The sequence below is a fragment of the Planctomycetota bacterium genome (genome assembly GCA_016207825.1).
GTDB lineage: Bacteria > Planctomycetota > MHYJ01 > JACQXL01 > JACQZI01 > JACQZI01.
This window is the reverse complement of record JACQZI010000022.1, coordinates 21244-34122: the sequence shown is the minus strand read 5'-3', so window position 1 is coordinate 34122 and position 12879 is coordinate 21244. Positions and strand designations below refer to the sequence as shown.

The following is a 12879-nucleotide window of genomic DNA, read 5'->3' as shown; positions in this document are numbered from 1 at the left end:
GAATAATATGAATTATCATAACATCAGCGACAAGTTTTTAGCGGGGCAGACATTGCTGGTGGTTTCGCCGCATGCGGATGACGAGGCATTCGGCTGCGCCGGCACCATTGCCAAGATTAAGGCTTTAGGGGGCAAGGTATACATCATGATAATGTCCATCGGCGATTTGAAACATTATAACGGCAAGCGCGATATTGTTTCCAGGGATACCCGCCGGTCCGAGTTCATTAAAACCGCCGCTTTTTTGAAAGTGGATGGCTATGATATAGTTTTCGACGATACGGAAAAACACATGCGTCTGGACGCGATGCCGCGGCGCGATTTGATTGCCAAGATCGAGCGGGAAAGCAAGGTCTCCATAGACCGAATAAAACCGACCATGGTCGCCCTGCCGGCGATATCCTATAACCAGGATCACTATGCGGTTTTCCATGCCGGCTTTACCGCCTGCCGTCCGCACCTGCCGGAGATGAAGTATTTCCCGGGCATCGTCTTGGCTTATGACAATCCCACGCTTTTCTGGAACGTTGAAAGGGAAAAATTCCATCCCAATTTCTACGTTGATATTTCAAAGCACCTTGATAAGAAATTAAAGGCGTTATCATTCCATAAATCGCAGCTTAAGCCATGCCTGCACCATTGCAGCTTGGATACGCTGGAAACACTGGTCAAATTACGCGGCAGGGAGATATCCGTTGAGGCGGCTGAGGCGTTTATGTGTTACCGTTTTGTGTTATAATGGAGCAATCAATCCTGCCATATCGAAAGGAAAACATCATGAAGATAATAAAATTAGTCTTTCTTTCCCTTTTGCTTTTTGCCGGTTGCAACGGACAATCCGTTGGCAGGGGAGCCGGTGATATCACGTTCGTCCGTAATAATAAGACGGATTACGTGATAGTAACAGCTGTTAACGCATCTGATTCGGAAAGGCATGCGGCGGTGGAACTGGCCAAGTTTCTTAAGGAAATCTCCGGCGCCGATTTTCCTGTCATTACCGATGAGCAACCACTGGGAGAACATGAAATTATTTTAGGGGCAAATGAACACCTGAAAAAGCTGGGTATCCAGATAGATTTTGGCAAGCTGGGACATGAGGGCTTTGCCATTAAGACATTCGGCAATTACCTAGTGATTGCCGGCGGCAGATTGCGCGGAACCATGTACGGGGTTTATACATTACTGGAAGATTATCTCGGTTGCCGCTGGTTTTCCTCCAAAGTCAGCCGCATACCTAAGCAGCCGAATTTAAAATTAGCGCCGATGGATATTTCCATGGTGCCGGCGCTTGAATACCGCGAGCCTTTTTACACGGATGCCTTTGACGGCGATTGGGCGGCGCGCAATCGGATGAACAGCTCCCGCGCCGGGTTAGATAACCAGCGGGGCGGGAAGATAACTTATTATCCATTCGTCCATAGCTTTTACGCCATACTGCCGCCGCAAGAATATTTCGAAAAGCATCCAGAATATTATTCAGAGTTGAACGGAAAGCGCTTCTTTGAAAGCGGTCAGTTGTGCCTGACCAATCCGGATGTACTGAAACTGACCATAGAAAAGGTCGAGGAATGGTTGAAGGCGAATCCGGGCGTGAATATCGTTTCCGTTTCCCAGAACGATTCCGGCGGTTGGTGCCAGTGTGCCAACTGCCTTGCCATAGATGAAAACGAAGGCTCACCGGCCGGAACGATTGTTAGTTTCGTCAATAAAGTTGCTGAAGCGATAGAAAATGAATACCCGGATGTGGCAATAGATACCCTGGCGTATCAATACAGCCGTACGCCTCCCAAGAATATAAAGCCGCGCCATAATGTCATCGTGCGTCTGTGTTCCATCGAGTGCTGTTTTACTCACCCGCTTGATTCCTGCCCGGAAAATGCCGCGTTTGTCAATGACCTTAAAGCCTGGGCTAAAATATGCAACCGGCTTTATATCTGGGATTACGTCACCAATTTCACCCATTACGTTATGCCATTCCCAAATTTCGCGTCACTCGCTCCAAATACCAGGCTGTTTACCTCCAATAATGTCAAAGGTATATTTGAAGAAGGCAATTATTCCGAAGGAGGGGGAGGTGAGTTTGCCGAACTGCGCGCCTATGTGCTGGCGAAATTATTGTGGAATCCGGAATATGATGCCCAAAAGGCGATAAATGAATTCATGGATGTTTATTACGGTAAGTCCGCTCCTGCTATCCGCAAGTATTTCGACCTGATACACGACAAGGTGAAAAAGGATAATATCCATCTGGGTATATTTTCCCCGCCATCTTCCGGACATCTTACGGAGGATGTCATAAACTCCGCGGTGGAATGTTTTGACGAGGCGGAAGAGTTGGTGGATAATGAGGAGATTGCCAAGAGGGTAAGGCTGGCACGGCTTCCCTTGATATACGCCCAGCTTGTGCTGGCTCCACATGGCAAGCGCGACCCGAAACTAATAGAACGCTTTGTCCAAATCACGAAAGAATCAGGCGTGACTAATGTTAGCGAATGGGGAGATAAAAACATAGAACAATTCAGGCAGGCGTTGGAAATACCGAGGCCTTTTATCGGCGTCCAGCTTAAGCCGTATAACGAAAAAGGCGTGGTAGGCGTCAAGATTGAGCTCGTTTATAAGGATTATCCGGCGGAAAAAGCCGGGTTAAAGGCGGATGATGTTATTGTATCGTTTAATAACCAGCCGGTAAAGAGCGTGGAGGAACTGGTAGAGGTAATCAGGGGCTGCAAAGCAGGGGATGAGATTCCCGTTAAAGTCTTGAGGTACGGCAAAGAGATTGAATTGAAGGTGACCATCGGCGTTGCACCGTTGTATTAAATTCAATCAGCTGATTTTTTCTGATTATCTTGACCCCGTTGAAAAATAAGGTATAATAAAATCGTTGAATAAACAGTAACAGACATTAATCTTCAGAGAGGGGCTAATGGACTTTCAACTGACTGAAGAACAAAAACTTGTCCGCGATACCGCCCGCGATTTTGCCGAGAACCAGGTTAAACCCATAGCCGCAGATTTAGACGCCACTTCAAGATATCCCGCTGAATTAGTCGCCCAGATGTCTGAACTTGGGTTTATGGGCGTGGCCTTCCCGGAAAAATACGGCGGTGCCGGAATGGATTATCTTTCTTATTCTATTGTCGTGGAGGAAATCTCCCGCGCCTGCGGCGCAACCGGCGTAATCGTTTCCGCGCACAGTTCACTGGCATGCGATCCTATATATAACTTCGGCACCGAAGAACAGAAGCTGAAATTTCTTAAGCCCATGGCAAGCGGGAAAAAACTGGGCTGTTTGGGATTGACCGAGCCCGGAGCCGGTTCTGATGCGGCAAGCCTAAAAACGATTGCCGAACTTAAAGGCAATGAATGGGTTTTAAACGGCACCAAACTTTTCATCACAAACGGCGGGCAGGCGGAAATCGCCATAGTCATTGCCATTACGGACAAGGAAAAAGGGTATAAAGGCATCAGTGCGTTTATCGTGGAAAAAGGGTCACCCGGTTTCAGTGTGGGTAAAGCCGAGAAGAAACTCGGCATTAATGCCTCATCCACGACCGAACTTATATTTGATAACTGCCGCATCCCCAAAGAAAACCTTTTGGGCGAACTGGGCAGTGGATTTAAGATTGCACTTGCTACGCTTGACGGGGGGCGTATTGGGATTGCTTCTCAGGCGATCGGCATCGCCCGGGCGGCGCTGGAGGAATCCATTAAATATGCCAAGGAGCGCAAACAATTCGGCAAGCCTATCGCAGACTTGCAGGCAATCCAGTGGATGATAGCCGATATGGCCACGGAGATAGACGCGGCGCGCCTTTTAACCTGGCGGGCGGCTTCACTGAAAGACAAAAAAGAGAAATACTCCAAGGAAGCGGCCATGGCCAAGCTTTACGCCTCCGAGGCTGCCACGCGCGCTACACACAAGGGAATTCAGGTTCACGGCGGTTACGGCTATACCAAGGATTACCCGATGGAAAGATTTTACCGCGACGCCAGGATTACAGAAATCTACGAGGGCACTTCAGAAATACAGCGACTTGTGATTGCATCTAATTTGCTGAAATAAAATAGGAAGGAGACGAATCATGGGGATATCTATTTACTTAAACGGGAAATATGTGGCGAAAAGAGAAGATGCCATTATCACTGCATACGACCACGGGTTTTTATACGGTGACGGGATTTTTGAAGGCATCCGCGCCTATAACGGACGTGTCTTCAAGCTTCATGAACATATTGTGAGGCTGTTCCATTCCGCAAATTCATTGATGATAAATATTCCCATGACCATCGAAGAGATGGAAAAAGCCGTGGTTGAAACCTGCCGCCGCAGCGGCGAGAAAGACATCTATATACGCCTTGTGGTCAGCCGCGGAGCGGGTGATTTCGGTCTGGATCCGCGTAAATGTAATAAGCCGACCATCGTAATCATGGCTGATAAGATTGCGCTTTATGCTAAGGAAAAGTATGAAAAAGGATTGGTTGTAGTTACCTGTGCCACAAGGCGCAACCGGCCGGACTGCATAAATTCACAGATAAAATCCCTGAATTACCTCAATAACGTCTTGGCGAAAATAGAAACCGTAAAATACGGCGCGGACGAGGGGATTATGCTTAATGACGCCGGTTATGTCTGCGAAGCGACCGCGGATAATATTTTTATCATAAAGAATGGCAAGAAGTTAATGACTCCTCCGGCTTATTTGGGCCTTTTGGAGGGCATCACCCGGAATACTGTAATGGTTTTGGCCAAAGACTTGGGGTACGAGGTGGTGGAGATGCCGTTTACCATGCATGAGGTTTATGCCTCGACCGAATGTTTCCTGACCGGTTCGGGCGCCGAGCTTATTCCGGTTATTGATGTGGATGGCCGCCCAATCGGCAGCGGGAAACCGGGCAAATACTTCAAAGAATTGCATTCAGCTTATCAGAAGCTTACCCATTCACAAGGGGTGGAGATTTATACAGGGGAGAAAGTTAAAGTCTAATAAACAGTACACGGATTAAGCGGATTAAACTGATTGCTTTTATCCGTTATATCTGTTATATCAGCTGAATCAGCTTACGAATTTAATTGATTCGCCCGCGGTTTGCCGAAGGTATTTACGCGCATTGCGTATAGAATCGCCAAGCGATTTAGTGCTGTCAACCAGTTGAAAACATTCTCTGATTCCAAGACGTGATAATTCCTTTCGTAATAAGTCACACGTTCCGCATACGGCGATTACCGGGATATGGTGTTTCTTAGCTATCTTCGAAATCACGGCAGGGGACTTTCCGTAAAGGGATGTTTTATCAAACCGACCTTCTCCGACGATAACCAAATCAGTTCCTTTTAGGTGTTTATGGAATCCTATTGTATCCAGAATAAATTCCGCGCCGGGTTTTAGTTCGGCATTGCAAAAGGCATAAAGCCCGGCGCCCAATCCGCCTGCCGCGCCGCCTCCCTTGATGCGCTTTATCTCAATCCCCAAATCACGCCGGACTATTTTCCCCAGGCGCGCCAGATTATTTTCCAATATTCTGGTCATGCGTGGTGTGGCGCCTTTTTGTGGGGCGTAGGTCAGCGCCGCGCCTTTTGTGCCCAATAACGGATTCGCTACATCGCAGGCAACCATGATTTTAACATTATCAAGCCTTTTATCTTTTCCTGAGTTATCTATACAATGAAGCTTATTTAATGCGCCGCCGCCCAAGCCGATTTCGCCGCCATTTTTATTCAGGAACCGATAGCCTAATGCTTTTGCCATGCCGGCGCCGCCATCCACTGTCGCGCTCCCTCCGATACCGATGATTATTTTCCGCGCGCCTTTATCCAGGGCGTATTTAATCAGTTCGCCAGTGCCGTATGTATGGGCAATAAGCGGATTGCGCTGGCAGGGTGAGATGAGTTTCAATCCGGAGGCTTGCGCCATTTCTATGATAGCTGTTTTGTTATCATGCGAAAATCCTATCCTTGCGGTGACTTTATTTCCAAGAGGTCCTGTAACTTTCTTTGTAACGGTGTAACCTTTTGTAACGTTAAGCAGCGTTTCGAGCGTCCCGTCCCCGCCGTCGGCGGTCGGGAGTTTGATAATCCGTGCATCAGGATATGCTTTCTTAATTCCGCTGGCAAATGCGTTAACGGCGTCTATAGCGGAAATGGATTCTTTAAACGCGCTTAAAGCGACAATGACTTTCATTTGGGAGATGATTTTCTCAACTTTTCCCAATATTCGATTCGTTTCCGTATTTCTTTCTCAAATCCGAATTCGCCCGGCTCGTAATATTTCTTGCCAACGAGGCTTTTCGGAAGATAATCTTCCTTGACGAAGTGGTTCGGGAAGTCATGCGGGTATTTGTAGCCCTTGCCGTAGTCAATATTTTTCATGAGGTCGGTCACCGGATTCCTCATGTGTAAAGGCACAGGTTCGGCATAGGTTGCGTCAACATCTGCCTTGACTTTATTGTATGCCTTGTAAACTGAATTGCTTTTCGGGGCGGTGGCGAGGTAGATAACCGCCTGGGCAAGCGCCAGGTTGGCTTCCGGCATGCCGACAAAATCAACCGCCTCTTTCGCGGCGATGGCGATTACCAGCGCCTGCGGGTCGGCATTACCGATATCTTCGGAAGCGAAGCGCACCAGCCGCCTGGCGATATATAACGGGTCTTCGCCGGCTTCGAGCATCCTGGCCAGCCAGTATAACGATGCGTCCGGATCGCTCCCACGCAGGCTTTTATGCAAGGCCGAAATAATATTGTAATGCTCTTCGCCGGATTGGTCATATAATAATACTTTTTTCTGGGCGGCGTTTTCGATTAGTTCCTTGGTGATAGTCCGCTTGTTTTCCTTATCAGGCGCGGCTGATTCCACGGCCAGTTCAAGAAGGGTCAGCGCCACGCGAGCGTCTCCGTTGGCGATATTAACCAGGTGCTCTATGACGCCTTCGCCGATTGTTACCTTATAATTTCCGAGCCCGCGCTCTTTATCGGAAAGGGCGTTTTGGGCGATGGTTTTTATTTCATCATTGGTAAGTCCTTTCAGGATAAACACCCGGCATCGGGAAAGAAGCGCGGAATTGAGTTCAAATGACGGGTTTTCCGTAGTCGCGCCGATTAAAGTAATCACGCCTTTTTCCACAAAGGGGAGGAAGGCGTCCTGCTGTGATTTATTGAAGCGGTGTATTTCATCGACAAAAAGTATAGTGCCGCGGTTAAGTGCTTTCTTATTATATTCGGCGCGTTCCATGACCTGGCGTATTTCCTTGATGCCTGATGTAACCGCGCTGAAAGAGACGAATTCAAAGCTGGTCACGCGTGAGATTAAATAGGCCAATGTAGTTTTGCCAGAGCCGGGCGGGCCCCAAAGTATTATCGAGGGCAGTTTTCCGCTTGTAATGGTTTTACGCAGCGGTTTATCTTCCCCGATTATCTCGGTTTGTCCCACGAACTCGCTGAAATTAGTGGGGCGCATCCGGTCTGCAAGGGGCTGTTGCAGTTGCTCATTAGAGGTAGTATTATCAGTTTTCTCATCAAAGAGTTCCATACCGAATTATATCAATTATGCCTAATGGGGTCAATCATAAAAATATTGACAATTAATAAGAGCTTAACTATAATTTGTTGAGTCTGAAAATATTCCCCGCTAGCTCAATGGTAGAGTAGCCGGCTGTTAACCGGTTGGTTGTAGGTTCGAGTCCTACGCGGGGAGTTGTACCCCCAAAATCCGAACGATAAGTTTTATTAAGATTAAACAAAAAAGTGACGATATAAGTTAAAGGTTGGCAAAACCTCAAGGTGATGGAGTTCACCTCTAACCGCCTTTCATGGCTAATAACTCCTACTATGTAATAAATAGTTAGGAGGACGCCATGGAACATATTTATTTTATCAGCACTTTATGGTTAGGACTTGCTGTCTTATCCGCTATCATCGCATACCACATTAGGATTTCAATAGCTCTGGTTGAAATATGCATTGGTATCATTGCCGGCACACTTGCCAATAAGTATTTTGGCACCAATTCTCTTGGCAGTAATCTTGAATGGTTAAAATTCCTCGCTTCAGCAGGCGCTGTTTTTCTCACATTCCTTGCCGGCGCCGAACTGGACCCGAAAGTCATAAGAACTAAGTGGAAAGAAGTATTAATAGTAGGATTTATAGGATTTCTGGCGCCTTTCCTGGGTTGCTCGGCAGTTGCATATTATTTACTTAATTGGAGCAGTCAGGCAAGCCTTTTAACCGGAGTGGCTCTTTCCACCACATCTATGGCTGTGGTTTATGCGGTAATGCTAGAAACAGGTTTTAATACCACGGAATTCGGCAAGGGAATACTGGGTGCGTGTTTCATTAATGATTTGGGAACCGTTATCGCTCTCGGGCTTCTTTTCGCGCCATTTACTTATAAGACATTAATCTTTATCATGGTCGCGGTAGTGGTAATAACATTATTCCCGTTTCTGACGACATTCTTGACAAGAGTATATGGTAACCGAACCGCGGCAATCCGCGTAAAATGGGTTTCGTTAGTATTGTTCGCTTTAGGCGCATTGGCGATATGGTCTGGAAGCGAGGCCGTTCTACCGGCATATATTGCCGGAATGGTGCTTGCGGAGTTTGCTTCACAGAATCATATCTGGGTAAGACGCTTACGTAGTTTAACTGTCGGGTTCCTCACACCCTTCTATTTTATTCGTGCAGGTTCATTCGTTTCAATCCCCGCTCTTTTATCGGCACCGCTGATATTTATCATGCTCTTTACGGGAAAAACCGGAACCAAAATATTCGGATTATACCCGGTAATCGGGCGATTCCGGAAGGAATCATCAGAACGATGGTATTATACGCTGATGATGTCCACCGGATTAACCTTCGGCACGATATCCGCCCTGTATGGATTCACACACGGCATCGTAACAGAATCCCAATATTCTTTTCTGGTGATAGTTGTCATCGCCAGTGCCGTCATCCCGACGGCGATTGCCAATTTTAGGTTTTTGCCGAAACATTTATTGCCGGTACTTGTTGCTAAAAAACAACCAACAATTAAATCAGAAAGTGCCGGAGATGAATAAGTTATTATCATTTATATTTCAGGTAAAAAGGAAGGGAGCATGAAACTGTTTAAGTTATATGTGATTATTGGATTTATCCTGCTAATAATTGGGATTGTCTTTGATTTTGGCTTTGTGAGAACTCCGGATAGATTTGTGGAAACAGTGGAAAACAGCCATAATACATGGCAAAACTATGTTTGCAATTTGATGAGATTTTATTTGATAATCCTAGGGCTTGTAAATATTGTCTTTGCGTTGTTTATTCGTAAGGCGAGCAAGGTGGGAAAACTATCATGGATTATTTTTGGATGTTTAGAATTTGGAGCAATGATATTGTTATTTGGATTAATATGGAGCGCTCATATTATCCCCAGCGTTGCTTCTACCGTTTCTGCCCCATATTATTTAGAGTTTACCGGATTAAGTTTTGTTTTATTGTCTATTATTCTTAAGGGCTACCAGATTATTTCAGATGAATTAACTGACTGATATTAAGTCGCCCGCGTGGGGGCGTCCATTGAAACAGTATAAGCGACCTCACGGGGAATATCAGGAACATCGTCCTATTCCCTATCCATTCTGTGAGTCAAACAAATATTTTTCTTTTGCGACTCCTTTTATCATAATGTGACATATTTTGTCGCACATATTAGATTAGAAATACGACCAATGCTCGCAATGTAAATAATACAGCCTGCATTAGCGTTAGGTAAAGAAGAACGAATTTATGTATGAACATCTATCCCTTCAAGAACGATTAGAATTAATATCACGAATTTTATTAAAAGGTATATTTTATCTCCAGCATAAACAGCGTCTTGAGAATGAAAAATTAACCAAATCTAATCAATCCGCGGTGGCTACTAATGGAGGCAAAGATGTTGCGCTTACTTCGGGCAACCTTAAGAAACCGGTTAATTGACGACTTCTGGGTAAATTTACCAGTGGTCGAAGATTTCGTTCAGATACATAGAGATTGGTTGTTTTTAGATATTCCAATATTCTTGGATGTAACTTTAAAAGATTGACGATCTGCGTCATCCTTGCTCGGCTAACGAGCTTGCCTTGTTCTTTGAAAAATTGGTTACGGGATAGGTAGGGTCGTTCTATCAATGCTGTTTGATAAAGGAGAGCGAGTTGGACTGTTTCGGAAACCGTTCGATTTGGGCTTTCAGGAGGAAATAAGTCCTCAATATTGATTGCTGATTTAAAATATTGACTTCTATCAAGGTTCTTGTTAAAGTAAAACAAGGTATTAAGGAACTTGTTCCCCCGCCTGACGGCGTTCGGATTTTCCGAGCATAAGGGGAGCCATCCTTCGTCCCGATTTATCGGGACTACGGAATGGCTGTGCCATCTTTCTCCAACGTTACGTATTGGCTACGCATCTATGTTTTATACATATATCTTACGAAGTGATAAGTCTAAAATATTCTACTATGGATATACCGAGGATTTAAAAAGGAGGCTAAAAGAACATAACGAAGGGAAAGTGCTTGCTACTAAACCACATTGCCCGTGGAGGCTTGTGTTTTACGCTGCATTTGAAACAAGTAAGCAAGCGAAAGATTTTGAACAATATCTAAAAACTGGTTCTGGTAAAGCATTTGCGTATAAACGACTTGTTTCTGTAGCCTTAGCGAAGAATTATTCTGTCGAGTTTAAAGGTGATACGAAGCTTTAGCGAAGTACACCTACGCGGGGAGCCATCCTTCGCCAGCCATCTTGATGTAATATTACAGCTTGCCTATGAAAATAAAGCTGATTATTGGTTTGTTAGTTTTAGCTCAGGGTGTTATCATTTTTGTTATTCTTAAATTGGATATATTAAGCTTGTCAAAACCGCCTTTACCGATTATTCCAATAAATCAAGGCGATGTTAATAAACCTATTTCAGCACCGGAACTTTCTGAGGATGCTAAGAAGCGGATGGGCTTGAGCGGTCCTTTCCCGACAGGTGAGGAAACCTCACCAAAGGAGCGCAATATCGGCAAGATAATCAATGCCTGGCGCGAAGCAATCGTAATCAAGCGTATTGATGATATTACACGGCTCACCCGTGAAATCCAGGGGATGGGGTTGGAGGCAATTCCATTTCTTTCCAAACTGGCGAAAGAGGATGAAAATGAGCGTGTGAGAGCCTTTGCCGTCCGCTCTATGGGTTCGATGCGCTCGGCTGATTTGGCTGATTTGTACGTTGAGCTCCTGCGAAAAGACCAGAGCGAGTTCGTGAGAGAGAATTCAATCTGGGCTTTGCAGGTCTTAGGAAACCCTAAATATATCCCCGCATTGGAAAAGGCTGCCGAAGTGGATAAATCGGAGAAAATCCGGCAACTGGCAAAAGAGGCGATTAATACTCTTGACTCAGCCAATAAAAATAAGTAATATGCTATTATGAAGAATAAAGCCAAGAAAAAATACCAATCGCCTAAAATAAAGACAGAGAAGGTGTTCGAGGGTAATGCCATTGCCTGCGGAAAAACTCAGCCACAAACCTCCGGATGCCTCAGGAACCTCAAAACATCCTAATAAGGTATCGCCAGATGGGGATTATTCGCCTCAATATTTGCAATCTTATTGCCACTGCCGAAATCCCAAACGAATCACGCTTAGCCAAAACAATACGCGAAAGATACTCGAATTTCCACCTCACCTGTGCTACAACGCGGGCGGATATTGTCATTTCATGTCTGGTGAAATCATCCGGTAATAGTTACCGCCCGGCGATTTTACCGTCCGGCACGGGATGGGATATACGAGGTCCCGGAATTAGCTGCCAAATGTCGCGCGCTAACGGGCGATTTTACGTGAAAGGGGAGGTAAGGGGAAATATATATTCTTTCGATACATTGCTTCGTTTGGCGCTACTTCAGGTGCTCAACCTGAAAAATGGGTTTTTAATCCATGCCTTAGGATTAGGAATCGGCAATAATGGATATTTACTGCCGGGAGAATCAGGCAGAGGAAAAACCACCCTGGCAAAAAAGTCACCCCAATCTGTTGTTTTAAGCGATGAGCTGGTTTGCATGCGCATAATGAACGGAAAGCCGATAATACTATCAACGCCGTTTTGGGGAGAATTCAGGGCGCCGGGTGAACCATTCGGTAAACCTTTAAAAGGCATCTATTTCCTCCATAAAAGTAATATTATTAAAGTGGAAAAGCTCCCCAAGGGCGATGCGGTAAAGGAAATGCTCAAGCTCGTATTATTCTTTTCCCGCGATAAGTTAAGCACGGAAAGATTGCTTAAAACAGTCAGACAATGTATAATGGAAACACCTTGTTATAATATTTGGCTGGCTAAAAAGAGCTCCTATGAATCAATTAAGAGAGTTATCAGCGGGAAATAATATGTTTGCTTTATCGGTTAAGGGAACAAGCATGCAGCCGTTCTTATTTAATGGGGATTCCGTATTGGTCAGTCCGTGTTCGCCCGGCGAACTAAAAGCAGGGGATATTGTCGCGGTTGCCCTGGCAGGCACGGACGGGATGATATGCGTCCATAGGCTTTTGCGTAAATGCACGGAACGCAGAACACACGCTGATTTAATAATCAAAGGCGATGATATATCCAGGATGGAAAAGGTCAGGATTGATTCCGAGAGCAGGCTTTTCGGCAAAGTGGTGAGAATAATCCGACGCAATAAATATATCTCCACGGAAAACCGTTTGGTTGGCTTATTCCGGCTGATATATTCCCTGGTGTTTATACCTTATCAGGTTGCGCGGGGGCATTGATTATGAGCGTTTAGCATAATGACTGAAATGAGATTGCTTCGGTCTCCCGCAAAGCGGGATCCCTCGCAATGACTGTCATTGCGAGCCCCAGAGGGGCGTGGCAATCTTC

Annotated in this window: 13 protein-coding genes and 1 tRNA gene; 12 read left to right on the top strand and 2 right to left on the bottom strand. The window is 45.6% G+C overall.

Translation table 11 applies throughout. The features are described from left to right. Window positions 1–7 precede the first annotated feature (7 nt). The 4 genes from HY811_08140 (at window position 8) to ilvE (ending at window position 4985) form a co-directional block, all read left to right on the top strand. Window positions 8–739 (top strand): PIG-L family deacetylase, encoded by a 732-nt coding sequence (locus HY811_08140; protein ID MBI4834769.1) that lies wholly within the window; start codon window positions 8–10, stop codon window positions 737–739. A gap of 38 nt (window positions 740–777) precedes the next feature. Then, window positions 778–2817, top strand: a complete 2040-nt coding sequence (locus HY811_08135; GenBank protein ID MBI4834768.1) for a DUF4838 domain-containing protein — start codon at window positions 778–780, stop codon at window positions 2815–2817. Window positions 2818–2923: 106 nt separating this feature from the next. Further along, window positions 2924–4063 carry an acyl-CoA dehydrogenase gene (locus tag HY811_08130; protein ID MBI4834767.1) on the top strand — a complete coding sequence of 380 codons (1140 nt, stop codon included), beginning with the start codon at window positions 2924–2926 and terminating at the stop codon, window positions 4061–4063. 19 nt (window positions 4064–4082) lie between these two features. Continuing rightward, a complete protein-coding gene (ilvE, locus tag HY811_08125) occupies window positions 4083–4985 on the top strand; it encodes a branched-chain-amino-acid transaminase (protein ID MBI4834766.1) in 903 nt (300 codons plus the stop codon). 69 nt (window positions 4986–5054) lie between these two features. Here ilvE and HY811_08120 read toward each other — a convergent pair whose 3' ends face one another. Together HY811_08120 and HY811_08115 are read right to left on the bottom strand one after the other, a co-directional pair. Beyond that, window positions 5055–6179, bottom strand: coding sequence for a glycerate kinase (locus HY811_08120; protein ID MBI4834765.1), 1125 nt, complete (start codon window positions 6177–6179; stop codon window positions 5055–5057). Next, window positions 6176–7522 (bottom strand): replication-associated recombination protein A, encoded by a 1347-nt coding sequence (locus tag HY811_08115; protein ID MBI4834764.1) that lies wholly within the window; start codon window positions 7520–7522, stop codon window positions 6176–6178. Before HY811_08115 ends, HY811_08120 begins: the two co-directional genes overlap by 4 nt. 93 nt (window positions 7523–7615) lie before the next feature. On the opposite strand from HY811_08115, the gene HY811_08110 reads away from it, so the two are divergent. From HY811_08110 to HY811_08075, 8 genes are all read left to right on the top strand, one after another. After that, window positions 7616–7687, top strand: a tRNA-Asn gene (locus HY811_08110). Between the two features lie 160 nt (window positions 7688–7847). Continuing rightward, on the top strand, window positions 7848–9050 hold the full coding sequence (locus tag HY811_08105; protein MBI4834763.1) for a cation:proton antiporter: 1203 nt from the start codon (window positions 7848–7850) through the stop codon (window positions 9048–9050). A 39-nt stretch (window positions 9051–9089) separates the two neighbouring features. After that, entirely contained in the window at window positions 9090–9521 is a 432-nt protein-coding gene (locus HY811_08100; GenBank protein ID MBI4834762.1) for a hypothetical protein, read from the top strand. A 238-nt stretch (window positions 9522–9759) separates the two neighbouring features. Continuing rightward, entirely contained in the window at window positions 9760–9954 is a 195-nt protein-coding gene (locus tag HY811_08095) for a hypothetical protein (GenBank protein MBI4834761.1), read from the top strand. Window positions 9955–10422: 468 nt separating this feature from the next. Next, window positions 10423–10716 carry a GIY-YIG nuclease family protein gene (locus tag HY811_08090; protein ID MBI4834760.1) on the top strand — a complete coding sequence of 98 codons (294 nt, stop codon included), beginning with the start codon at window positions 10423–10425 and terminating at the stop codon, window positions 10714–10716. Between the two features lie 65 nt (window positions 10717–10781). Continuing rightward, window positions 10782–11417: a HEAT repeat domain-containing protein gene (locus HY811_08085; protein MBI4834759.1), complete on the top strand. Its 636-nt coding sequence runs from the start codon at window positions 10782–10784 to the stop codon at window positions 11415–11417. Window positions 11418–11575: 158 nt separating this feature from the next. Further along, entirely contained in the window at window positions 11576–12382 is an 807-nt protein-coding gene (locus HY811_08080; GenBank protein ID MBI4834758.1) for a hypothetical protein, read from the top strand. Continuing rightward, window positions 12348–12770, top strand: coding sequence for a S24/S26 family peptidase (locus HY811_08075; protein ID MBI4834757.1), 423 nt, complete (start codon window positions 12348–12350; stop codon window positions 12768–12770). Before HY811_08080 ends, HY811_08075 begins: the two co-directional genes overlap by 35 nt. The last annotated feature ends 109 nt before the right edge of the window (window positions 12771–12879 follow it).